This window comes from Sporosarcina sp. P19, from assembly GCF_002743165.1.
Classification (GTDB): Bacteria; Bacillota; Bacilli; order Bacillales_A; family Planococcaceae; genus Sporosarcina; species Sporosarcina ureae.
Map to the genome: position 1 here is coordinate 49,799 of NZ_PDYR01000009.1, position 24,919 is coordinate 74,717.

The window sequence follows — 24,919 nt, forward strand, 5'->3', positions numbered from 1 at the left end:
CTACCGCCTTTCATGCGAAATATATACTTCACTGCTTTACTACGCTAAAGTTAATTATTACTATAATGGTTATGTAGAGCATTGTCAACTGTTAGTAGCATCGTTCATCTGCTACAATATGTAGTAAAGAAAAGGAGACTGGAAACTATGTTTGATTATCATATGCACAGCGCATTTTCAGCGGATTGTGAAATCCCGATGGAAGAGATGGCCAAAGCTTCTATCGCTAAAGGCCTTACCGAAATTTGCTTTACCGATCACATCGATTATGAATATCCGGATGAAACGATTCATTTCGATTTTGATAAAATTGAATATGCACAAAAGATTCTTCAATTGAACGAACAATTCGATGGACAACTGACGATTAGAAAAGGGGTTGAAATCGGCTTGCAACCTGACCTCTTGCATCTTTACGAAGAATTGATGGACGAGCATGAATTTGATTTCGTCATCTGTTCACTGCACACAGTCGAAAATAAATCCTTACATTATCGCGAGTTGTTTGAAGATCGTTCAACAGAGGCTGCCTTTGAGACATATTATAAAGAACTACTGTATTGTGTTCAGAATTATAAGCGTTACAGCGTGCTTGGACACGCAGATTTGATTAAACGCTATACTGATCAACCGCCAGCTAATCTATTTCATGACTATTTAGAAAAGATCTTCAATACTATTATACCAGATGGTAAAGGGATTGAACTGAATACTTCGGGAACTCGCTACGGATTGCCACATAATATGCCAAGTGAAGACATTTTGCGTTTGTATAAACAATGCGGAGGCGAAATCATTACACTTGGTTCAGATGCGCATAGAACAACAGAAATCGCACATGAGTTTAAAGAATCTTTAGAGTTATATCAGTCAATCGGCTTTGACTATTTGGCTACATTTACAGAAGGCCAACCTGAATTCCATAAAATCTCTTCTTTATAGGAGATATAGAAAAGTGACGAAAACTTCTTGGAGTTTCGTCACTTTTTATTTTCAATATATCCCTATCCTCTGAACAACCATGTTTTCAATAAAGCCAAGCGTTCACGAAGTCCTACTTTTGCTTTGACAGATTCAGGAGTCTTCGCTGCAACGACATCAGACTCCCATCCGATCTGTCTAGCAAGAAATCTTGCTCTAGCCAAGTGGTAATCGCTACTGATTATAGTCACACCCGCCACTTCAGGAATGATATTTTTGCTGAATTGTAGATTTTCATATGTGGAAGTGGATTGATCTTCAATAACTAACCGTTCCTTTGCAATACCATGCTCTTGTAAATAACGATACATGGCTTCGGCCTCGCTAATGCCCTCATCTTTTCCTTGTCCGCCCGAAAGAACTAGCTGCACATGCGGATATTGCATTGCATACTCTACAGCGCTCTCCAGGCGGTAACGTAATGACAGCGAAGGAACTTCACCGTTCACTTTGGCACCTAGAATAATTGCATAGTCATAGTTTCCATTCGCTTTCATCTGTTGCGCTTGTTTTATTCGATCCCCTGGTAACATCCAACACATCCCCAGTCCCACAATGATTAACACTACCATTATGGCTATACCCCATAATTTCTTCATTCAGACACCCCCTGCTATATTCATAAGACGGTGATGAATGAGAAGTAGTTACAAAAAAGAGCAGCGAAGCTTTTGGCCGCGCTGCTCTAACTATCCATCTTAAGACTTCTTCACAACTTGCTTTTCATTGACCATACTATGCACTTCGGTAGGAAGTCCCCATAGCTTGATGAAACCGACCGCTGCAGCTTGATCAAATTCATCATCTGCTGTATAAGTCGCTAATTTTTCATCATATAGCGAATTGGGAGATTTACGACCTTCTACTATCGCATGGCCTTTAAACAATTTCACTCGAACTGTACCGTTGACGTATTGCTGTGTCTCTTTAATAAATGCCTCAAGTGCATTACGTAAAGGAGAGAACCAAAGACCGTTATAAATCAATTCACCTAGTTTTTGTGAAATAATGGGCTTAAAATGTGCTAATTCTTTTACAAGCGTTAAATCTTCCAGTTCCTTATGTGCTTTCAACAACGTGATAGCTCCTGGTGCTTCATACACTTCACGGGATTTGATACCGACTAAACGATTTTCTACGTGATCGATACGGCCGACCCCATGTTTACCAGCAATTTCATTCAACTTGGTGATCAGTTCACTTAATATATACTGTTCTCCATCAATCGTAACCGGAACACCTTGTTCAAAGCCAATTTCGATAATATCAGCGGTATCGGGTGCATTTTCAATGGAAACCGTTAAACCAAACGCGTCTTCTGGAGGTGTTGCCCATGGGTCCTCTAGAATTCCGCATTCATTTGCACGTCCCCACAAGTTTTGGTCCACTGAGTATGGATTATCCAAATCAATCGGTATAGGAATATTATGTTCTTGTGCATAATGAATTTCTTCTTCACGTGACCAACTCCATGAACGCACCGGTGCTACGACTTCAAGCGTTGGATCCAGCGACTTGATCGCTACTTCAAAACGTACTTGGTCATTTCCCTTTCCTGTGCATCCATGAGCTACTGCAGTTGCTTGTTCTTGATGCGCAATTTCCACCAATTTTTTGGAGATAAGCGGACGGGATAAGGCAGAGACTAGTGGATATTTATTCTCATAATATGTTTGAGCTTGCAATGAAAGTAGGACGAAATCTTGTGCGAATTCTTCACGCGCATCAATAACATAGCTGCTGATTGCGCCAACTGTAAGAGCTTTTTCCTTAATAAAGTCGAGATCTTTTCCTTCACCGACATCTAAGCAAACTGCTATTACACTATATCCTTGATCCGTTAACCACTGAATCGCAACTGATGTGTCTAAACCGCCTGAGTAGGCTAAAACGACTTTTTTCTTTTTCATGGGAAGATCCCCTTTCATGCAAGTAAGTGTATGTTTATTCAATTTAACGTATTTTTATAATAACATATTTTAGTTGAAACGCAATAGGAAAGCATAAAAAAACAGACACATTATGTAAAAAAATGTGTCTGTTTAATATCACTTATCGAATTCCGTGTGCAACCATCGCATCGGCTACTCTCAGGAAGCCTGCTACGTTAGCACCCATTACTAGATTGCCTGGTTTACCGTAGTCCGTCGCTGCATTACTGCAGTCTTTATAGATATTCTGCATAACCTCTTTCAAATGCTTATCTACTTGTTCTTCTGACCACGATAGACGCTGGCTGTTCTGAGACATTTCCATAGCGGAAACAGCTACGCCACCCGCATTGGCAGCTTTAGCTGGTGCGAATAACACATTGTGTTCTTGGAAAATGACAATTGCTTCAATCGTACATGGCATATTTGCACCTTCACCAACTGCTTTAACACCATTTGCGATTAGCATATGTGCAGCAATTTCATCAATTTCATTTTGTGTAGCACATGGTAGTGCAATATCACATGGAATAGACCAAATTTCCGTACAATTTGCATGATACTCTGCATCAAGATGTTCTTTCGTATATTCCCAAATACGTTTATTGCCGTACTCTTTTAGTTCTTTCACTAATTCAAGATCAATTCCGTTCTTGTCGTAGATATAGCCATCAGAATCACTACATGCCACAACTTTCGCTCCAAGTTGCATAGCTTTCTCCATAGCATACGTCGAAACATTACCTGAACCTGAAACTACAACAGTTTGACCTTCCAATGAAAGATTGTTTTCTTTCAGCATCTCATCAACAAAGTACACTGTACCGTAACCAGTCGCTTCTTTACGACCAAGACTTCCACCATGATCAGGATTTTTCCCAGTTAAAATACCTGCTTCATAGCCACCTTTAATCCGGTTGTATTGTCCAAATAAATAGCCGATTTCACGTTTACCAACACCAATATCTCCTGCTGGCACATCGATGTCCGGTCCAATATGTCTGCTAAGTTCTGTCATGAAACTTTGCGTAAAGCGCATGACTTCACGATCAGACTTCCCTTTTGGGTCGAAATCAGATCCACCTTTACCTGCCCCGATTGGCTGTCCTGTTAAAGCATTTTTGAAGATTTGCTCAAAAGCGAGGAATTTCATAATACTATTATTTACAGATGGGTGGAAACGAAGTCCTCCCTTATAAGGTCCAAGATCACTATTGAACTGAACGCGGAAACCTCTATTTACTTGCACCTTACCTTTATCATCTTCCCACGCTACGCGGAAGGAAATAATTCTTTCTGGCTCTGTAATTCGTTCAAGAATTCCGTTTTCCATGAATTCGGGATGCTTAGCAAAGACGGGACGAAGAGAATCAAAAATCTCTCTTGTCGCTTGTAGAAATTCCTTCTCATCTGGATTCCTTTTTTTCACCAATTCATATACATTATGAACGTAATCATTTGCTCGTTTGCGATTATTATATTCTACCTCATCAACCTTTGTCATCTGCGATCATCCCTTTCCTTAGTTGTTAATTAAAAACTGTTGACTGACCAGTCGCTCATTTACTCAGTGACTATGATTTCAAAATACTTGTATGTTAAAAGAGTAAATTCTACTAATATAAATTGAATTTTAATTGTTCGAAATATTTCTTTGTATTCCAATATTATCACTGAAAAGATAGCAAGTTACAAGATTTTTTTAGAATATCTCAATTTTGACTTAACTTTTGTGTCAATTTTATGTACTATATTAAACTTTATCATTTACATTCGACTGAATTCATAGTATTATTAGACTATTCAAACAAACTATGTGAAGTTCTAAATGTAAGCGCATACACATATTAGTGAGAACAATACGAAAAGAAAGAGGCGAAGCGCCATGACAAAGAAAACAGGTACAATTCGATCAATCCTAGGAGCGAACCTCCTCCTCATCATGACTTTTGCTTTCCTACCTGCTTTACTCGTAAATCCAGATATGGATGTGTTCCAAAGCGCTATGAAATTATTAAATAACGAGTGACAACTCATATGACAGAGCCTTTCCTTTTATTTAAGGAAAGGCTCCTATATTTATCGCTTGCGAATAGTAAAGCGATCTTCTAATAACAACCAATTTTGCGGGAATGCTAGCCCGAGTTTCCAGTACATGATTCCACGCAACTTAAATTTCTTCAGCAAGTTAAACTTTTCGTTGATGCTTCGTGCATCTTCAAACCACACTTCATGTTCGGTTCCAGTTTCATCGTAATACGTATAATGTGGCGCTTGGGCTAATGCGTCGTATTCAATAGCGACATTCTGCTCGATTGCTAGATTAGTCGCCATCCGTGGACTTAATGCTCTGGCAGCTTTACTGTCCGATTGACCAAATGGAGCTGTCCAATCATAACCGTATAGATTTTGTCCTAAAAACACTTTTTCATTCGGGATTTGACTTACGGCATATTCCACTACTTTTGTGACTGGACCGATTGGGCTCACAGCTTGTGGTGCACTATACGTATATCCCCATTCATACGTCATCAATACAACGAAATCTGCAATCTCTCCATGTGCTTTATAATCATGGGCGCCATAAATACCTGTCGTTACTTCCCCAGCTTTTGGTGCAAGTGCTGTGGAAATTGTCAGGCCCGCTTTATGAATTTGATCACGCGCATTACGTAATAATTGATTGTATAATTCGCGATCTTCAGGGAATAATAACTCAAAATCGAAGTGAATATCACTATAGCCGATTTCTTTTGCTACTTCAATGGCACTTTGAATCATTTGGTTTTGTGCAGCTTGATCGGTAAAAATTACATGCGCTAAATCCGCACTGAAGGAATAGTTTTCTAAATTCGTCAGCACTAGTATATTTTCAGTACCTGCATTTTTGGCGATAGTCGGAATATCTGCTAGAGCTGGTGCTTTGAGTGAACCGTCACGTTGTACTTCATAACTAAACATCGCGAGATACGTGAGACCATCCACACGTTCACGAACTTCCGCCAGCATATCTTGACTGACAGGATTACGCGGTTCTACATATAATAATGAATCAATCAACGTTTTCACTTCTTGTGGTATATACAAACGCTGACCGATCATTAACCTTCTAGTAGGGTCGATTGCATTAATTTGCGCCAAGCGCGCAACTGTTAAACCATATCTCTGTGCAATTGTATATAGGCTATCTCCAGGTCGCACCCAGTAATAAGAACCTATTATTGGAATGACAAGCGCTTGTCCCACAGCTAATCGTATTTCGCTTTCTAATTCATTAGCATCTGCTATTTGCTCGTATGGCACACCGTATATGTTACCAATTTCATATAAACTCTCCCCTTGCGAAACTACATGAATCTGCATGTATCCCCACTACCCTTCTTGAGTTCTATCCTTATGATATGATGTTGCGTTACGAACTATGCATGAGTCGTGAATGCCATTTCATATGTATAGGATTTCGATGATTTCACATACTACTCTCGATGTACATGACAACTGAAGGAGGAAATAAATTTGACAAATCAATTTGAAACATCTCAACACATGCAAGGTGGACAGGTACCCCCATCGATGAATCACGGGGGACATGAGTTATTTGATGTTAAAGAGATATTAAGCGCGACCGTTGGAGCATTGAATCAAGCAATGATTTTACGTCCACATGTCCAAGATCCAGAACTTCTCGATATTCTTGATCGACAATACCGATTCACGCTGGATGAGTACAATATCCTTGTCGAAAGTTTTAAGACAGGCAAAGATCCTTCACATCCTACACAGCGCTATCAAATGAAAGCAGGCAGCGATTTCATTTACGGCATGAAAGAAAAAGCACCGTCTAAACCTATTCAATCTACAGGTGAAATTAGTGATGAAATCATCTCCGGTTTTTTGTTGGGCGCTACAAAAGAAGGCGCTACAGGCAAAACGGCTGCTTCATTAGAAGTATGTAATCCAGTCGTTCGCCGTGTACTTGCAGATTCTGTGCCCAACTGTATAGAAATGGCATATGAGTTGTCCATTTACCAAAACAAACATCAATATTATCAAGTTCCACAATTAAATGATCAGGATATGAATATGTTACTTAATTCTTTTGCGCCTTCGCAAGGTCAACCGGGTATGCCAAACAACCTTCAATAAGTTAACGATTCAAGCAGATGGAGTTTTTCTCCATCTGCTTTTTGCTTTTACACTCGTTATATTTGTATACTAAGTAGAAGCATACAAAAGAGGAGTGTCTATATGAAAGTTGCGATCTTTGATTTTGATGGTACGTTGTACACTAAAGAAACCTTTAAATTACTCATGGAGCAATTAAAAAATCATCCTACGTACAAGCAGTATTATAGAAAGTTCTATCGTTCGATATTACCACTTTACATTCGCTATAAATTAAAAATACTGCCTGAATCTGTCATGAAAGAGCGCTCGATGCATCTTTATCTTAAAGCCTTAGACTCATTAACGATGAAGGAACTACATGAGTTTTTCAAAGGCATGCATAACGTTATGATGCCGGACTTTAACGAACAAGTCATCAATCGACTGGAAAAGCACCGAAAAGATGGATACCATGTCTTGCTCGTTTCTGGAGCCTATACTCCTTTCTTAAAAGCAGTTACAAGTCACCTGATATTTGATCGAATTATTGGCACAGACATCCCTTCAAATGGCGAACAACTTGCAATGGATCAGCCCTTATTACATATTCAAGGTACACGTAAAAACGAACAAATTTACCAAGCACTACTAGGAGAAACTATCGACTGGGACAATAGCTTTGCCTATGGAGACAGCATTTCCGACCTTCCAGTTTTAGAGAAAGTTGGCTCTCCTGTAGCAGTTCGTCCAGATGAAAAACTTGCTACTGTGGCCAAACAAAGAAATTGGGAAATATTATAAAAACGCGAAGAGCTCTGATTATGTCAGAGCTCTCCACGTTAAGTCGATTTTAATGTATTAATATATAAACTACCATCTGTCTGAATTTCTGCATAGAGAACATGCTCAGGCTTAGAAATCCCCTGCTTTTTTAATTGTTCTGTTAGCCAAGTATCGGTCAATTGAAGCTCTCGCATACTTTTCTCTTCTACTTTCCCATTAGTAATAATTTCAGTCGGAATATATTTGGGCATTGGTGATGGTGCTTTGACATCTTTCTTTGTCGCATATTTCTCACCCTCATTTAGCATGACACTCAAATTACCATTTGTTTCGAATATCGCGTAATTGACATCCTTCATTGAAAATACCGACTGCTCTCTAAGCAACATATTTAAATCATTGAAACTCAACCGTAATTTACGCATGGAACCTTCTAGAATTTTTCCATTTTGAATGACAATTATCGGTTTATCATCGAGTAATACGCGAAGTTTGATGGATTTGAATGATAAAAAGTTAGCAATAATCGTTAACACTGCCCATAAAACCATTCCATATAAGCCATTTAAGAAAGGTGTTTCAGACTCTCCCGCCAAGTTGGCTGCAATCGAACCAATCGTTATGCCTGTTACATAATGAAAGAAAGTCAGCTGAGACACTTGTTTCTTCCCCATGAAGCGCGCTAAGATCAACAGTACAATAAATGAAATCACCGTTCGTAAAGTCATTTCCCAAAAAGCCAATTCCCAAAATTCATTTATGTTCACTGCATACACCTCCAGTAGTCGGAGTATGTGCAAACTATAGGAATTTATACTGCAATTCTTTTAACTCCAGTTGTAAGGAGTTTTTTGGTAGACGTAGTAATTAAGCCAATTAGAGAATAATAAATGCGTGTGGGAACGCCAAGTATTCATAGGTTCTTTTGATGGATCATCATTCGGATAATAATTTACAGGAATGTCAATATCAGAACCTTTTTCTACATCGCGAGCATATTCATCCCCCAAGGTATGTGCATCGTACTCTAAATGTCCAGTTACCATAATATGCTTTGCGTCATTTGAGATCACAATGAATGCACCTGCCTCTTCAGAAGCGGAAAGTAGAGTCAAATCGGGATGACTCTTTATTTCTTCTAATGAAACCCCCGTATGGCGTGAGTGTGGCGCTACAAATACATCATTGAATCCGCGTGCCAAGTTCACTGTCGGATCGGTAATATCATGTGAAAATACTCCAAAACATTTCTTTGATAACTCGAACTTGTCAATTCCGTAATGATGATAAAGGGCCGCTTGTGCCCCCCAGCAAATATGGAGCACTGATGTAACGTTCGTTTTTGTCCATTCCATGATCTCTTTTAACTCTTTCCAATAGACTACATCTTCAAATTGTAAAAGTTCGATTGGCGCACCTGTGATGATCATACCGTCAAAACGACGAGCTTTAACATGTTCAAACGTAGTATAGAAGGTTTCTAAATGAGTCTGACTGACGTTTTTTGAAACATAGGATGCTGTATTGAGGAATGTGACATTCACTTGTAATGGTGTATTTCCAAGCAATCGAAGCAATTGTAACTCGGTCTTCTCTTTTTCAGGCATCAAGTTCAAAATCAAAATATTGATTGGACGGATATCCTGTGTTGTGGCACGTTCTTCATCCATAATAAAGATTTTCTCTTCTTTCAATAATTCTCCTGCTGGTAGATGTTTCGGTATATTAATCGGCATACTATTTCCCCCTTAACGTTCTATTATTACTAATTCTATACAAAAAACCCTCATTTCTATTAGATAAGAAAATGAGGGTTGACTGTTCACCGTTCTTATCTCTCAAGACAACAATCTTGTTGGAGGTAGCACCTTCCTGTATGCACAGAGGTTGCTGAAGCTTCATCAGGCCAATTCCCTCAGCTTCTCTTGATAAGAAATATTTAATTACTGACTATTATAGCATTAATAATTTAATTGTATAGCAGAATTATCAAATTGTTCTGCGCATTTTAGTTTTGTAAATTGTAGATGGTCTATTTTTGTGTATAATAGAAAATACCAACTACTTTTCTTCGAGGAGGAGCTTATGAAATCTTTAGGTATAGTTCGTAAAGTTGATCATCTCGGCAGGATTGTCATTCCAAAAGAACTTCGGAATTCTATGTCGCTCGATCAAGGTGACCCTATCGAAATTTTCGTAGAGGATGACAGAATTATATTGAGAAAATATCAGGTCAACAGAGCATGTTTTATCACCGGCGATGTGATGGATGAAAACAAGCAATTGTCGAACGGTCTATACATCAGTCCACGAGGCGCAAAAATCCTTATAGAGCAGCTGAAAGATTTCACATAATACAAATATATAAGAACTATTGTAGAATCTTTTCTTATAAAAAAGGACCGAAAACAACAGTTACAGTTGTCTTCAGTCCTTTTGTTTGATTGTCTCTTGATCCACTCACAGAGAATTATTGCATTACGTTAAACTATTAATAAACTCCTCAATCTCTTCTTTAGTTTTACGATTCTTACTTACCAAACGACCTTTTTCTGTTCCTTCGCTAAATGCCACGAAACTAGGAATACCGAATATATCCAACTGACTGCAAAGGTCTATAAATTCATCACGATCAACCGAGATGAACTCATACTCTGCAAACTCAGTTTCTAGTGTAGGCAAGAATGGTTCAATCACTCTACAATCTGGACACCAGTCTGCAGTGAATAAGAAAATTACTCTTTCTTCCTGTTTAAGTTGCTCAAATTGCTCTAGAGATTCTAATTTTTTCAATTTCCAACACTCCTCTTCACGAATAGTATAAGCTCACTATAACACTTTTATCTGTACTTCTTCTCTTTAGACGACTTAAGCAAATTCCTTTCACTCAGTTCAATTAAAGATGTTTTTTTATAATTAACTCTCCAAACACGAACGTTCACAAATAATTCAATAATGACGTTCGTATTTAACTGTTTTTTTAATTTCCGAGAAAAGCAATTGACAATAGTTTTTGACGTGTTATGATTAGTTCTAAATTAATAGTTGTTAAACAATTTTGACGAAGAGATACCTTCCTAAAAAGGATTTTCCAGAGAGCTGATGCAAAGGTGAAAGTCAGCAAATTCTGAGGTTGGGGGCACTTCTGAATTGATTAGCTGAACTTTTTTAGTAGGCTGATCCGTCACATGCACGTTACGCATGCTGAATGAAGGCTGCAATTGCAGCAAACAAGGGTGGTACCGCGTTAGTTTATCGAGCTTTTCGCCCCTTACTTATACGTAAGGGATGGAAGGCTTTTTTATTTTACCTATAAGGGGGGTAGCGCGCAACATACATATACGAACGACTGCACCTAGTTTCTACAAAAACACCCACTACAAACTATCGAAGGAGAGAATGAATATCATGGCTTTTAAAATACTTATTAGTGACCCACTTAGCGAGGACGGAATTTTCCCACTACGACAAGCAGAAGGTTTTGAAATTGTAATGGAAACGGACATGACACCAGATCAGCTGAAAGAGCGTATTAAAGATTTCGACGCACTACTAGTACGTAGTCAGACAACAGTTACAAAAGAATTGTTGGAAGCAGCTGATCAATTAAAGATCATCGGTCGTGCTGGTGTAGGTGTCGATAATATCGATTTGGACGCAGCTACCGAAAAAGGAATTATCGTTGTCAATGCTCCGGACGGCAACACGAACTCTGCAGCTGAGCACACAGTCGCAATGATGATGTCTATGGCACGCAAAATCCCTCAAGCTTTCAACTCGTTGAAAAATAATAAATGGGATAGAAAATCATTCCTTGGTGTGGAGTTGAAAGACAAAACTTTAGGAATCATCGGTCTCGGTCGTATTGGTGCTGAAGTTGCAAGACGCGCAAGAGGACAACGTATGAATGTAGTGGCATATGACCCGTACCTAACAGAAGATGTTGCGAAGAAATTGGGTATTGAAATTGGAACAGTAGATGAAGTGCTCGAAGTAGCAGACTTCATTACAGTTCACACACCTTTACTTAAAGAAACCCGTAGAATGATTAACAAAGAAGCATTTGAGAAAATGAAAGACGGCGTACAAATTATTAACTGTGCACGCGGTGGAATTATTGACGAAGATGCTCTATATGATGCAATCGTTGCTGGTAAAGTGGCGGGTGCAGCATTGGACGTATTCGAAGAAGAGCCATTCCTCGACCACAAATTATTGACATTACCTGAAGTAATTGCGACTCCACACTTGGGAGCAAGTACATTCGAAGCACAGGAATCAGTAGCAGTCGACGTAAGCCGCGACGTAGTGAACTTCTTGACAATCGGATCTGTTCGTAACCCAGTAAACTTGCCATCTGTTTCTCGTGATGTGTTGGCGAAAATCGAGCCGTTCTTCGATCTTACAGAGAAGTTGGGTATGTTCTTATCACAAATCCAAAACTCCGTTATCCATGAAATCAATATTCAATATGCTGGCGAATTGGCAAACTACGATGTGCGCGCACTAACTCGTAATACAGTCAAAGGTCTTTTGAAGCGTAACCTCGGAGAAACTGTTAATGATGTAAATGCGAAGTTATTGGCTGATCGTTACGGCATTAAAGTAAATGAACAAAAAACAACTACTGGTAAAGGTTTCTTGAACTTGATTACAGTAGAAATCGTTACTGAAAAAGGTGTTCGCAAAGTAGCGGGTACACTTCTAAATGGCCTTGGTGCACGTATTGTAAAAGTGGACGATTATGTAGTGGATGTAATTCCAAGCGGTCACTTATTATTCATCCGACACAGAGACCAGCCAGGTGCAATTGGTCGTGTAGGGACACTTCTTGCAGAAGAGAATATCAACATTGCCGCGATGCAGGTTGGACGTTCCACTGAAGGCGGATATGCTATCATGATGTTAGCTGTCGACAACCACGTTGAGTCGGTTTCTATCAAGCGTATCAAAGAAGTTCAAAATATAAATGATGCAAAAGCAATCGATCTATAAGAACGAAAACATCCAGCTGATATTTTCAGCTGGATGTTTTTTATGTACGATCGACAAAGAAATCAAATCCCATAGCAGTCAGAATTCCGAACACTAAACACCAAAGCGCAATACTGATCGCTGACCAAATTGCCGTATTCATTTTCTTTGCGCCTAATACAAGACCAATAAAAGCCGCGATGTGTGTTCCGATCAAAATTGGACCCGCTAGTGCTAAAACCGGTAATCCATATATGTTCATAATTTGTTCTGCACGTTGTTGACGTTTCGACTCGCCTTTTCCCTTCTTCTGTTTTCTACGTGCCATCCATTCCTTAATGCGTTGGAAACCAACAATCAACAGAAGAATTGTTGTCATATTACCTGCAAATGAAAGAATGATTACCCACATAGGTGATAGACCTCGAATAATACCTAACGGCACGACAATCATAATTTCTATCCACGGTATAGCCGCTCCTAAAAACACCAATAAATATTCTAGCATCTAATACCTCCTTGCTGTACGAACAAATAAAAACAAGTAAAATAGAATCAAAACCGATGAGATCATCTCATCGGTTTTCTAATGTGCTAAGTATAGGGAAAAGACCATGTAAGTTATCGATTTCATAAGTAGGTTTCACTTCATCATTCGGAAGCTTATTTTCACGATTAATCCATACATTACGCATACCAATACGACTTGAACCTAAAATATCTGTCATTAAGTTATCACCTATCATCAACGCTTCATTTGCTTGGGCGCCACTTAAATTAAGAACATGCTTGAATATAGATACGTCAGGTTTTCCTTTACCAAATGCACCAGAAACGATAATATGATCAAAGTAGCTAGGGATTTCAGGTGAAATCGTTAATTTAATCTGTTGTAAACTTGGTGAACCGTTTGTCAAAAGAATTAACTGATAGTTACCCTTCAATTTATCCAACACTTCAAATGTCTCTTCGTAAATATAGGGGCTATTCTTACGCTCTCTTGGAAATACATCCGCTAATTCCCAACCAAACGCTTCATCATCAACCCCTAATTTCTTTAACCCATTGACCCAAGCTCCCTTTTGATAGCCAGGAACAATCTCTTTCATCTTCTGAAACTCTTCTCCTTCATCGTCAAAGACACCCCATAATCCTTCAAAAGGATTAATTCCGATATTTTGAGTATGTGGAAATATCTCATATGTAGCATACAAGTCTCTTGCTTCCTGACGCACAGCATGCTCAAGTTCTACTGGATTGACTCCTGTTTTCTTTGTCGCATATTCACATGTTTTTTGAAATGCCATAGAAATACTCTTGGCATCCCATATCAATGTATCATCCAGATCAAAAATCAATGTTTTAATCATCGTAACATCCCCTTTGCAATTATAATAATTCAGTTATATCCTACTCTTATTATACACATTATTTAGATGATTTGTTAGTACGTTCCCTAAACAGCGGGCTATACACAGATTATTTTGTACAGTCATGCATATATTTCAAAGTGTAAGGGAACCTACTGAATAGGAGGTGAGCTGGAATTGGGACAACATTACTTTATCGGCATCTCTATTGCTCATCCTGTTGATGACATAGCCCAACAATTTCGTACAGAATACCAATTAAACGAGAAATACAAAGTAATTCCGCACGCTAAAGATTTACATTTGACTATGCGCTATATCGGAGAGCTTGACGAGGCTAAGCTCCCATGGCTGAAATCCAGTCTACAGAAAATCGCTACATCGCATACAGAGTTCACAGTGTACTTGCAAGGTTTATCATTTTTCGGATCTGCAAGTGGACCACGTGTCGTTTTTCTAGCGGTTCAGAATTCTGACACTTTATGCGAACTACAAAGGCAAATCGCTAGACGTACAGAGAAGATCCTTGAGTTGGAAAAAGACACTCGTTTCGTTCCGCATATCACGATAGCAAAAAAACGCAAGACCACTGAAAAAATGCGATTAGAAAAAAAGTCTATAGAACCTGTTCCTATTACAATAGCAGGTTTCACATTGTTTAAAATTCATCCTAAGAAAAGCCCCTCTTATGAAGCCCTCGCGTATTTTCAATTAAAAAAGAGTTGATTGCACACTACGCAATCAACTCCTTACTGTTTTATTACACTTTAAAACGGGCCATATCATTTTGAAGTTGCTCTGCAAGTTGAGCCAATGTTTGTGAACTGGATGTGATTTCCTCATTAGCTGCTAACTGTTCTTCTGTTGCCGCACTAGTAGATTGAGCTTCGTTTGCTGCTTGAATAGCTAATTCTTCTACTCGTTTAGCTCCATCCGTCACTTCATCTGTCATCGCACGAATCTGTTCGATTGCTGCTGATACTGTGGATACTTTTTCACTGACATCTGACGTTGCGTGCTCAATATCCATAAAGATGGCATTTGTTTTCTCTGTTGATAATAAGCCTTCTGACACACATTTTCTACCTTCATCCGTGCTCGTTACCACTGTTTCTACATCGTGAATAATCGTATCAATCATTCGACCAATTTCTTGTGTAGACCGCTTGGATTGTTCCGCTAAATTTCGTACTTCTTCAGCTACAACAGCAAAGCCTTTCCCATGCTCTCCTGCACGGGCTGCTTCAATTGCAGCATTAAGAGCAAGTAAATTAGTTTGCTCAGCAATTGCCGCAATCATGGATGTAACGCCACGGATACTTTCAGTGTGTTTGGACATTTTATTGATAGTTTCCGCGGATTCACCAATCGTCTCACTGATATTGGTCATCTGATTAGTCGTTTCTTTCATTAAGGCAGAACCTTCCTTCACCAATCGCGCCACATCTTCTGACGAATTCAACATTTCTTCATTATCCTGTGTGATAACATCAATGGCCGTCATCATCTCTTCCATTGAGACAGTAGATTGATTGACAATATTCGCCTGCATCTCACTCGTCTGTAAATTCTTTTCCGTAATTTCCGCTACCATTTCAGAAGCAGCTAAACTCTCTTCCGCACTTGCAGATAATTCTTCAGATTGTGCTGCCAAATGCAAAGCAGAATTTTTCGCCCGATCGATAATACCTCGTAAATCGGCAACCATTTCATTCAGCGTAATAGACATATCGCCAATTTCGTCATTATTTTTGATCTTCACTTCTTCAATGGTAAAGTTTCCTCCTGATACTTCAGCTAGTGCATTCGTCATTCGACCAACCGGACGGCTAATCAAACGACTAATGATCGTCGTGATCACTACACTACCAATGACTCCCAGTGCGATTAAGATTACCATTAACAAAGTAGCACTGTTCGTATAACTCGTCACTTCCTTTTCCAACTCTTCTTGCTGTTGTCTTTGGTAATCAGTCATTTGATTAATATTATCAGTTATAGTTTGTTGATAACCTGCTCCATTCGTTCCAATTACAAGCGCTTGATCATCATTCCCTGCACGTTTCTCTTCTATAATAGATAGTAGTACCTTGTCGTATTCTACACTCGCTTCCCGAATAGATCCCAACGCAGTCTGCATAGTATCGTTGTTTATAATTTGCTCCAATTCATTTAAGCGTCCTTCTATACGCGATTGGGTTTCTTCTAATTCGTTTATGTACGATTCTGAACCATATAACATAAAACCTCTAATATTTTTAGCTAAATTATGTTGGTCGCTTTGCTGTTCCTCTAGCAAAATAACTTTATGCATCCGATCGTTAATTAAAAATGAATACTTTTCGTTAACACTCTTCAGCGCTAGGAACCCTATTAAACCAATTACAATGATAATGATCACAAGACTCATAAACCCAGCCCATAATTTTTTCCCCACTGTGAACTTCATATTCGCCATTCTCCCTTATTCAATTATCAATATACTAATATATGTTTGGTATACACTACCAATTATACCCCACGCTATTCATATTCGTATAGGGATATTTGGGGTTTATGATAAAATAAAGCATTTAACATATTAATTTGTCGTTTTATATTCTTTTTCTTTCATAATTATTAAGAGCTACTTTAATGCTGAACAAATAAATTTAATAGAGCTTTATACTTTCTCTATAAAAATTAAAATAACAGCACCAAGAACTTAACCTCATACATTTAATTCCTAATTTAACTAGTTTACACATAGAAATTTCAACTCAAGTCAAACACCATCTTGTAAACCGCGAATTGCTTTATAAACCACTTGATTATTCAGTAAATTCTTACATAGTATGATATGAATTTTTTCTTTCGTCAGAATGGTATTTATTTTGTTTTTCTAGTATACTAGAATTTCATGACTCTTGAGAGATGTACTCAAGGTGATTTTGTATTTCTACATAAATTTACAATATATTAGTACAAATTGCAGTAAGAGACTGAAGCAGTTAGGACGTGTTACTCGTGTCAACAGAACTTTTTATTACAACGGACTTTCAACGCCGATGGGTCAATGAATTGACTGAGGCAGGTCCGTTTTTCAGCGGCTTTTCAGAACGATCTGATGAGCTTTCAAAATTCCCACAAGAGAATATAGAAAAACTCATAAAAATGGGTTATACGACGTTAACCTTACCTAAAGAGTTTGGAGGTGGGGGGATCACAGTGACGGACATGGTGCTCTTACAGGAGACCATCGCTCGTTTTGACAGTGCTACCGCTCTTGCAATCGGCTGGCATCAGGGAGTCATTGGTGAACTGTATGAGAATCGTAAATGGACGGAAGAACAATTAGCTCAGTTTAGTGAAGCGGTTCAACAAGGCGCACTTGTTAATCGTTCCGTTACTGAAGCTCAAACTGGCAGCCCTACGCGTGGCGGTCGACCACAAACGACTGCTGTTCGCACTGAGAGTGGCTGGATGATTTCAGGTGAAAAGACGTTTACGACTATGGCGCCTGCCCTTACCCATATACTTGTATCTGTTTGGATTGAAGAAAAGCAGAAAACAGGCTTTTTCTTGTTGCCAAGTGACGCAAACGGTCTCTCCATTAGAGATACTTGGCATATGATTTCAATGCGCGGTACCGAAAGTCAAACGCTTGTACTGGATCAAGTGATAGCAACGGATGATCAGTTAGTAGAAGTGAATGAAGCACCTCGCGGCAACAACCAAAACGGCTGGCTTCTTCATATTCCCGCATGTTACATGGGAATTGCCCAAGCCGCGCGTGATTATGCGGTACACTTTGCAGCAACTTATCAGCCAAACAGTCTCAATGAACCCATTGCTTCCCTTTTCAGTATCCAAACACAAATTGGGAAGATGGATTTAGAACTGATTAAGGCACGCCATTTACTTTATGATATCGCGAGAATTTACGATGATCCTGCTCGTCGAGTTCATTTACAAAATGAACTTGGGGTAGCGAAGTCGATTGTAACGAATAGCGCGATTGAAATTGTTAACTTAGCAATGCGTATTGTAGGTGCGAAAAGCTTGGAAATGTCCAATCCTCTTCAGCGATATTATCGCGATGTACGAGCTGGTCTTCACAACCCACCGATGGATGACATGACGATTACAAAGCTCGCACAAGCAGCAATTAGTGGACAACAATGATTAAACGTCTACTCGTGAGCGGTTATAAAGCCCATGAATTAGGTATTTTCAATGAAGATCATCAAGGTATTCCTATCATTAAAAAAGCGTTAACAGATCAATTGCTAGCTCTTCTAGACCAAGGACTCGAATGGGTTATCGTCAGTGGACAACTTGGAGTGGAAACGTGGATTATTGAATGTGTGTGGGATTTGCAAGAAGACTACCCCAACTTACAATACGCGGTCATCACCCCATTTCTTGATCAACAATCAAAATGGAATGAAATAAAACAAGAAACATATGAACAAATCCTATCACTCGCAGATTATTCAGTGAGTCTGACAAACAAACCGTATGAAGCACCTTGGCAATTTGTAGAGAAGAATAAGTTTCTACTTCGAAATTCAGATGCTTTGTTACTGGTATATGATGAAGAAAATGAAGGTTCACCGAAGTTCCTTAAGAAAATGGCAGTACAACTAGCTGAAACTACTAACTATGAAGTATTATCGATTACTGCCGATGATTTACAACTCATTGCAGAAGATTTGCAGCGGGAACAATGGGAATAACAAAAAGCGAAATGCCATCAAAACAGGCATTTCGCTTTTTTCTATTTGATTACTTTCAAAACTTGCTTAAATTCATCTGTCCCTGCCTCACCAAGCAACTCATACAAAGCTGTTTCTACACATGTACCTGAGACACCAAGATGTTTCATCTTTTGTAAGCCGATCATTTTATTAGCTTCTGTTCTAGATGTGACTGCATCCACTACCACTTCTACTTCATAGCCTTCTTTCACAAGATCAGCCGCTGTCATATACACGCAAATATGCGTTTCAATTCCTGCAATTAATACTTGCTTCCTATCCAACTCGTTCAACTGTTTAACAAATTCTTCATTGCCCATTGCACTAAATGTCATTTTGGCAATCGGTTGTTGTTTTTCAAGCAAGTTCGATAACGATTCGGTAGTCGGCCCTAGACCATCAGGATATTGTTCGAGCCATAGTATAGGAATATCCAATACTTGTAATCCTCTGATCAGTTTTTCCAAGTTATCATGTAATTCCTTACTTTCATTAACGATTTGCGCTAGCTTTCCTTGTACATCGACTAATACGAAAACTGTTTGATTTGTTTGCAACATGCTTTACTCATCCCCTTTTCATCATTCTCGCTAGTATAGCATGATTACAGATTTATTAGAAAAATATCATTTTTGACTAATCAAGAAAAAACCGCCACTCTTTCGTTAGTGAGAGAGTGACGGTTTGGTAATGGATATTAGTTTTGTACTGTCGCTTTTTGTTTGGCTTTTGCTTTCGCTTCAATACGACGAGCATGCAAGATCGGTTCCGTATATCCACTTGGCTGTTCCGCCCCTTTAAATATTAGGTCAGACGCTGCTTGGAACGCGATGGAATCATTATAGTTTGGTGCCATCGGCTGATACAACTCATCATCCGCGTTCTGCTGATCCACTACAATTGCCATACGCTCCAAAGTTTCTTGTACTTGCTCTTTCGTACAAACACCATGACGTAACCAGTTTGCAATGTGCTGACTCGAAATACGTAATGTTGCACGGTCTTCCATTAATCCGACATCATTGATATCAGGAACTGTTGAACACCCTACTCCTTGGTCAATCCAGCGAACTACATAGCCCAGGATACCTTGTGCGTTGTTATCTAGTTCAGATTGTACTTCTTCGGCAGACCAATCCGCTTTAGGTGCCAATGGAATGTCAAGGATACCATCGCGATAATCGATCGAACTGTCAATTCCGGCTTGTACATCTTTAACATTTACTTCATGGTAGTGCAATGCATGCAAAATTGCAGCTGTTGGTGATGGAACCCACGCAGTGCTAGCTCCAGCTTTTGGATGAGCAATTTTCTGTTCAAGCATTGCAGCCATTAAGTCAGGCATTGCCCACATTCCTTTTCCAATTTGTGCGTGTCCTGGTAGACCCGCTCCAATTCCTACTGCTACGTTTGCAGATTCATAAGAAGATAGCCATTTAGACGTCTTCATATCCGCTTTGCGAATAACTGGACCTGCTTCCATAGACGTATGGATTTCATCACCTGTACGATCAAGGAATCCAGTGTTTATAAATGCAATACGCTCTTTCACTTCATTGATTGCCGATTTCAGATTCAGTGACATTCTACGCTCTTCGTCCATAACTCCGATTTTAATTGTGTTGCGCTCAACACCTAGTAGATCTTCAATACGATCAAATAGTTTATTCGCAAATGCCGCCTCAGCTGGACTATGCATTTTCGGCTTTACAATGTAAATGGAATTGTGAAGGGAGTTTTTAAACTCTGTGTTTTCTTTAAAGTTATGTGTAGCAATCAGCGATGTAAGAACACCGTCCAAAATCCCTTCAGGTACTTCATTACCATTTTCGTCCAGGATTGCATTATTAGTCATTAAATGACCTACGTTACGTACGAACATCAATGAACGACCACGCAGAATCAACTCCTTGCCATCTCCGCCTGTATACGTACGATCTGGATTCAATTTTCTTGTAACTGTGTTACTACCGCGCTTGAATGTTGATTCCAAGTCGCCCTTCATTAGACCAAGCCAGTTACGGTATACACCAACTTTATCTTCAGCATCTACTGCAGCAATAGAGTCTTCACAGTCCATCAACGTAGAGAGTGCCGCTTCAAGTACAAGATCTTTCACACCTGCTTTATCACTTTTACCGATTGGATTATTGGGATCGATAGCGATTTCGATATGCAATCCATTATTCACTAACAATACAGCAGTCGGTGCGTCTTCAGAGCCTTTATATCCAACGAACTTGGACTCATCTTTCAATGGAGTTGTGTTACCACTTTCAAGCGTTACTTGAAGTTTACCTTCTGCAATTTTATAAGCTGTTACTTCTGCATGAGATCCTTCAGCTAAAGACGCTGCTTGATCTAACAAGTTTTTCGCAAAATCGATTACTTTTTGTCCACGAATCGGATTGTATTGAACGCCAGCTTCAGCACCCGCTTCATTACTAATTACATCCGATCCATAAAGCGCGTCGTATAGACTTCCCCATCTTGCATTCGCTGCATTTAATGCATAACGAGCATTATCGATTGGAACTACCAATTGTGAACCTGCTTGGTTTGCGACTTCATTGTCAACGTTTGCTGTTGTTACTTTGAAATCTTCAGGAACTGGCTCTAAGTAGCCAATTTCTTGTAAAAACTCTTTATATTTAGCGAAATCAATTTCGCCTTTATTATTTTGGTGCCATTCGCTAATGGTCTTTTGCAATTCATCACGTTTTTCTAATAGCGCTTTGTTTTCAGGAGCAAGTTCATGAATGAGCGAATCAAAGTTTGTCCAAAATTGATCACTTTGGACTTCTAAGTCCGGAAGAACTTCTTCGTTTACGAAGTTATATAGTTCTGTTGCGACTTGCAATTTACCTACTTTTTCATAGTTTGTCATGGATAAAGCCACCCCTTAATGTTTTTTGCGCTATTCTGTTGTATAACATATAGCGATGAACACCTATCATCGTCCATTATTCGGCAACACCCCATAGCCTGTCGATCAAAAATCGACACATAACAAACGAATGACTTCTTCACTTGAAGACGTGTTAGTACATATCATACCTAAAGTCTAGTTGACTTTCAACTGAATAGTTAAAATTTTCGCATCACGGTTGATTACGTCTGAGTCTGTCTATTTACATCAGTTATATAACAGTAGAGGTAATACACTGTTTCATCATTTCACTTCGCCATTTGTTCTTTAGGTACCCACCACTAAATTCAGATAGCAAGTTGACACACTATTTTGCATGTGATAGTTTTAGAGACAATCATCTGAATTGAATAGTTTGAAAAGTAGGTGGAATGAAAATACTTTCATTTCTTAAAAGGGAATCCTTTTCTTGGAGCGGTCCCGCCACTGTGAAGACGCCCATGCGTCCAGCCAGACACCTGCCTATTTTTCATGACGCTTAATCCTACGATGAATAGGGAAGTGTTAGACAGACGCAGTCTATAAACGCATGCTATTTTTAGCATGTTATTTTATATGTACTCGCATTTCTAACATCTCCCCTAGAGATGTTTTTTTATTATAAAAAATCAAGGGGGAATTTATCCATGGTAAAAAGTAGTATAGCGGGCTATCCGGTCATAGGTGAAAATCGTGAGTGGAAACGCGCACTTGAGGCATTTTGGTCAAAGAAGATTTCAGAGGATGATCTTCTTCAAACAACGAAAGAGATTCGCTTGGCGAACTTAAAAAAACAGCAAGATGCCGGAATTGATTTCATTGCTGTAGGTGACTTCACATTGTATGATCGTGTACTCGATACGTCTGCAATGTTTGGAATCATCCCTTCACGCTATAACTGGAAAGGCGGACAAGTTTCCACTTCCACATACTTTTCGATGGCTCGCGGTAATGATGAGGCAGTCGCTTCCGAAATGACAAAATGGTTCAATACGAACTATCACTATATCGTGCCCGAATACGAAGGTCAGCGTTTTGAACTAACTGAAAATAAACCGCTAGCTGCTTATCGTGAAGCAAAGAAAGAACTAGGTATTGAAGGTAAACCCGTTCTACTTGGCCCCTATACATTATTGAAATTATCTAAAGGGTTTGAGGATAATGATGTACCATCTATCATCCTGCAATTGATCCCACTTTATCAAAGAGTACTCCAGGAATTACAGGATGAAGGAGTACAATGGGTTCAAATCGATGAGCCAATTTTATGTACATCAATCAGCTCAGATGAAATGAAAACTGTAACAGAAATTTATTCACAACTGACAAATAATCTAAGCGGACTGAATATTCTTCTACAGACATACTTTGATTCAGTTGAACATTATACAGAAACGATTGCGTTACCTGTTGCAGCGATCGGACTCGATTTCGTCCACGGACGCGAGAAAAACTTAGATAATCTGAAACAACATGGCTTCCCAAAAGACAAAGTACTTGCGGCAGGGATTGTAGATGGACGCAACGTATGGCGTTCTAATTTACAGAAAAAGCTTACATTGACTGAAACAATCCAACAGCAAGTTTCACCTGATAAATTGTGGATTCAACCTTCATGTAGCTTGCTCCACTCACCTGTCACGACTCGCTCGGAACAGAAACTAGATCAAACCATCTTGAACGCATTAGCATTCGCTGACGAGAAGATGGAAGAAATCAAAGCTATTCAAACAGCTTTACAATATGGAAAAGAAAAATTCACTAAAGTATTTGAAGACAGTGAAGCAGCACTGACTGCATTTAATGCCCTTCCTGCTCGCAATAATAAAGAAGTACGCCAAGCGACTTCCGGAAGTCTACTTTCTGACAGTAAGCGAAATCTTCCATTTGCAGAACGTAAAGTGAAGCAACAGGAAAAATTCCAATTGCCACTACTTCCTACTACAACAATCGGCAGTTTCCCACAAACGCCAGAAGTACGGGCTACACGGAATAAATGGAGAAAAGGTGAAATTACGAATCAGCAATACAAAGATTTTGTTAATGCTGAAATTAAAGAGTGGATCGATATTCAAGAGGACTTGGGACTTGATGTCTTGGTACATGGCGAATTCGAACGTACGGACATGGTGGAATATTTCGGTGAAAAGCTGGGCGGTTTTGTCTTTACTGAGAAAGCATGGGTACAATCCTACGGTTCACGTTGTGTTAAGCCTCCAATCATCTTCGGAGACGTTGCGTTCACTAAACCCATGACTGTGGAAGAATCCGTTTATGCAAAATCCCTTACAGATCATGAAGTAAAAGGAATGCTTACGGGTCCTGTCACTATTTTAAACTGGTCATTCGTTCGTGACGACTTGTCGAGAGAAGAAGTGACAAACCAAATTGCACTCGCTTTGCGTAAGGAAATTGAAGCGCTTGAAGCAGCCGGCATTCATATGATCCAAGTTGACGAGCCAGCACTTCGAGAAGGTCTTCCATTAAAGAAAGCTGAGTGGAAACATTATCTGGACTGGGCTGTTAATGCTTTCCGCGTATCCACAGCATCAGTCGAAGATACGACGCAAATTCATACACATATGTGCTATTGTGATTTCAATGACTTTATCGAAGCGATCAGCGCACTGGATGCAGACGTCATCTCTATTGAAACTTCACGTAGTCACGGCGACTTGGTCGAGGCTTTCAATGAGTATCATTACGACAAAGGAATCGGTCTAGGTGTCTATGACATCCATAGCCCACGCGTCCCTGCAGTCGAAGAGATGACAGAGATTATCAACAAAGGTCTTGAAGTGCTAGAGCCTAACCAGTTCTGGATCAACCCGGATTGTGGTTTGAAGACAAGAAAGCGTGAAGAAACAGTTGCAGCATTGAAGAATATGGTAATTGCCACTGTTCAGGCACGAGAAAAGTTAGGCGTAGTAGCGGTAAAATAACGAATTTAGTACTGTCTAAGAAACCAATATGGTTTCTTAGACAGTTTTTTTGTTCATAGAGTTTGTAATAGAGCAGCTTGCATGGGTGTTGGGGATGTTACATTCATTCGCTAACCCTTTCAATCTTGCACTTGAATTTGAATTTGAATTTGAATTACACATTATAAAAGAGGACACCCCATGA

22 protein-coding genes, 2 riboswitches and 1 other annotated feature are annotated in these 24,919 nt (G+C 39.3%); of the genes, 10 read left to right on the forward strand and 12 right to left on the reverse strand.

What is annotated here, in order from left to right; genetic code table 11:
- Positions 1-147: 147 nt before the first annotated feature.
- Positions 148-942, forward strand: a complete 795-nt coding sequence (locus CSV74_RS10790) for a histidinol-phosphatase HisJ family protein (protein ID WP_099691650.1) — start codon at positions 148-150, stop codon at positions 940-942.
- Between the two features lie 62 nt (positions 943-1,004).
- Here CSV74_RS10790 and CSV74_RS10795 read toward each other — a convergent pair whose 3' ends face one another.
- The 3 genes from CSV74_RS10795 to gdhA all read right to left on the reverse strand — a co-directional run bounded on the left by CSV74_RS10795 (position 1,005) and on the right by gdhA (position 4,416).
- Positions 1,005-1,580, reverse strand: a complete 576-nt coding sequence (locus CSV74_RS10795; protein WP_199170345.1) for a YdcF family protein — start codon at positions 1,578-1,580, stop codon at positions 1,005-1,007.
- A gap of 99 nt (positions 1,581-1,679) precedes the next feature.
- Positions 1,680-2,891, reverse strand: coding sequence for an argininosuccinate synthase (locus tag CSV74_RS10800; RefSeq protein ID WP_099691651.1), 1,212 nt, complete (start codon positions 2,889-2,891; stop codon positions 1,680-1,682).
- Between the two features lie 142 nt (positions 2,892-3,033).
- Positions 3,034-4,416 carry an NADP-specific glutamate dehydrogenase gene (gdhA, locus tag CSV74_RS10805; RefSeq protein WP_099691652.1) on the reverse strand — a complete coding sequence of 461 codons (1,383 nt, stop codon included), beginning with the start codon at positions 4,414-4,416 and terminating at the stop codon, positions 3,034-3,036.
- A gap of 381 nt (positions 4,417-4,797) precedes the next feature.
- On the opposite strand from gdhA, the gene CSV74_RS16765 reads away from it, so the two are divergent.
- Positions 4,798-4,941 (forward strand): hypothetical protein, encoded by a 144-nt coding sequence (locus tag CSV74_RS16765; protein WP_199083996.1) that lies wholly within the window; start codon positions 4,798-4,800, stop codon positions 4,939-4,941.
- A gap of 50 nt (positions 4,942-4,991) precedes the next feature.
- Here the strand turns inward: CSV74_RS16765 and CSV74_RS10810 are convergent, their stop codons facing one another.
- Positions 4,992-6,275 (reverse strand): LysM peptidoglycan-binding domain-containing protein, encoded by a 1,284-nt coding sequence (locus tag CSV74_RS10810; protein WP_099691653.1) that lies wholly within the window; start codon positions 6,273-6,275, stop codon positions 4,992-4,994.
- A gap of 147 nt (positions 6,276-6,422) precedes the next feature.
- On the opposite strand from CSV74_RS10810, the gene CSV74_RS10815 reads away from it, so the two are divergent.
- Positions 6,423-7,058 carry a spore coat protein gene (locus CSV74_RS10815; protein ID WP_029052743.1) on the forward strand — a complete coding sequence of 212 codons (636 nt, stop codon included), beginning with the start codon at positions 6,423-6,425 and terminating at the stop codon, positions 7,056-7,058.
- Between the two features lie 102 nt (positions 7,059-7,160).
- Positions 7,161-7,820, forward strand: a complete 660-nt coding sequence (locus tag CSV74_RS10820) for an HAD family hydrolase (RefSeq protein ID WP_099691654.1) — start codon at positions 7,161-7,163, stop codon at positions 7,818-7,820.
- A gap of 38 nt (positions 7,821-7,858) precedes the next feature.
- On the opposite strand, the gene CSV74_RS10825 is transcribed toward CSV74_RS10820, so the two are convergent.
- Both CSV74_RS10825 and metA read right to left on the reverse strand, forming a co-directional pair.
- Positions 7,859-8,563, reverse strand: coding sequence for a YetF domain-containing protein (locus CSV74_RS10825; protein ID WP_369823711.1), 705 nt, complete (start codon positions 8,561-8,563; stop codon positions 7,859-7,861).
- 66 nt (positions 8,564-8,629) lie between these two features.
- Positions 8,630-9,538 (reverse strand): homoserine O-acetyltransferase MetA, encoded by a 909-nt coding sequence (gene metA, locus CSV74_RS10830; RefSeq protein ID WP_099691655.1) that lies wholly within the window; start codon positions 9,536-9,538, stop codon positions 8,630-8,632.
- A gap of 92 nt (positions 9,539-9,630) precedes the next feature.
- Positions 9,631-9,737, reverse strand: a riboswitch (SAM riboswitch).
- 150 nt (positions 9,738-9,887) lie between these two features.
- Here metA and CSV74_RS10835 point away from each other — a divergent pair.
- Complete coding sequence (locus tag CSV74_RS10835) at positions 9,888-10,157, forward strand: AbrB/MazE/SpoVT family DNA-binding domain-containing protein (protein WP_099691656.1); 270 nt, start codon at positions 9,888-9,890, stop codon at positions 10,155-10,157.
- 123 nt (positions 10,158-10,280) lie between these two features.
- Here CSV74_RS10835 and CSV74_RS10840 read toward each other — a convergent pair whose 3' ends face one another.
- Positions 10,281-10,595 carry a thioredoxin family protein gene (locus tag CSV74_RS10840; RefSeq protein ID WP_099691657.1) on the reverse strand — a complete coding sequence of 105 codons (315 nt, stop codon included), beginning with the start codon at positions 10,593-10,595 and terminating at the stop codon, positions 10,281-10,283.
- A gap of 256 nt (positions 10,596-10,851) precedes the next feature.
- Positions 10,852-11,077, forward strand: a binding site (T-box leader).
- 133 nt (positions 11,078-11,210) lie between these two features.
- Between CSV74_RS10840 and serA the strand changes: the two genes are divergently transcribed.
- Positions 11,211-12,797, forward strand: coding sequence for a phosphoglycerate dehydrogenase (gene serA, locus CSV74_RS10845; protein WP_099691658.1), 1,587 nt, complete (start codon positions 11,211-11,213; stop codon positions 12,795-12,797).
- A 40-nt stretch (positions 12,798-12,837) separates the two neighbouring features.
- Here the strand turns inward: serA and CSV74_RS10850 are convergent, their stop codons facing one another.
- Positions 12,838-13,284: a small multi-drug export protein gene (locus tag CSV74_RS10850; protein WP_099671520.1), complete on the reverse strand. Its 447-nt coding sequence runs from the start codon at positions 13,282-13,284 to the stop codon at positions 12,838-12,840.
- A 67-nt stretch (positions 13,285-13,351) separates the two neighbouring features.
- Positions 13,352-14,146, reverse strand: coding sequence for an HAD family hydrolase (locus tag CSV74_RS10855; RefSeq protein WP_029052735.1), 795 nt, complete (start codon positions 14,144-14,146; stop codon positions 13,352-13,354).
- Between the two features lie 177 nt (positions 14,147-14,323).
- Here CSV74_RS10855 and thpR point away from each other — a divergent pair, with 177 nt between their 5' ends.
- A complete protein-coding gene (gene thpR / locus CSV74_RS10860; RefSeq protein WP_158231788.1) occupies positions 14,324-14,872 on the forward strand; it encodes an RNA 2',3'-cyclic phosphodiesterase in 549 nt (182 codons plus the stop codon).
- 34 nt (positions 14,873-14,906) lie between these two features.
- Here the strand turns inward: thpR and CSV74_RS10865 are convergent, their stop codons facing one another.
- Positions 14,907-16,595, reverse strand: a complete 1,689-nt coding sequence (locus CSV74_RS10865; RefSeq protein WP_158231789.1) for a methyl-accepting chemotaxis protein — start codon at positions 16,593-16,595, stop codon at positions 14,907-14,909.
- Positions 16,596-17,152: 557 nt separating this feature from the next.
- On the opposite strand from CSV74_RS10865, the gene CSV74_RS10870 reads away from it, so the two are divergent.
- Entirely contained in the window at positions 17,153-18,310 is a 1,158-nt protein-coding gene (locus CSV74_RS10870; protein WP_199170346.1) for an acyl-CoA dehydrogenase family protein, read from the forward strand.
- Entirely contained in the window at positions 18,307-18,864 is a 558-nt protein-coding gene (locus CSV74_RS10875; RefSeq protein WP_029052731.1) for an SLOG family protein, read from the forward strand. Before CSV74_RS10870 ends, CSV74_RS10875 begins: the two co-directional genes overlap by 4 nt.
- A 41-nt stretch (positions 18,865-18,905) precedes the next feature.
- Here CSV74_RS10875 and CSV74_RS10880 read toward each other — a convergent pair whose 3' ends face one another.
- Complete coding sequence (locus tag CSV74_RS10880; RefSeq protein WP_099691662.1) at positions 18,906-19,445, reverse strand: hydrolase; 540 nt, start codon at positions 19,443-19,445, stop codon at positions 18,906-18,908.
- A 137-nt stretch (positions 19,446-19,582) separates the two neighbouring features.
- Positions 19,583-21,772: a malate synthase G gene (locus CSV74_RS10885; protein WP_099691663.1), complete on the reverse strand. Its 2,190-nt coding sequence runs from the start codon at positions 21,770-21,772 to the stop codon at positions 19,583-19,585.
- A 389-nt stretch (positions 21,773-22,161) separates the two neighbouring features.
- A riboswitch (cobalamin riboswitch) is annotated at positions 22,162-22,294 on the forward strand.
- A gap of 146 nt (positions 22,295-22,440) precedes the next feature.
- Here CSV74_RS10885 and metE point away from each other — a divergent pair.
- Positions 22,441-24,735, forward strand: a complete 2,295-nt coding sequence (gene metE / locus CSV74_RS10890; RefSeq protein WP_099691664.1) for a 5-methyltetrahydropteroyltriglutamate--homocysteine S-methyltransferase — start codon at positions 22,441-22,443, stop codon at positions 24,733-24,735.
- Positions 24,736-24,919: the final 184 nt, after the last annotated feature.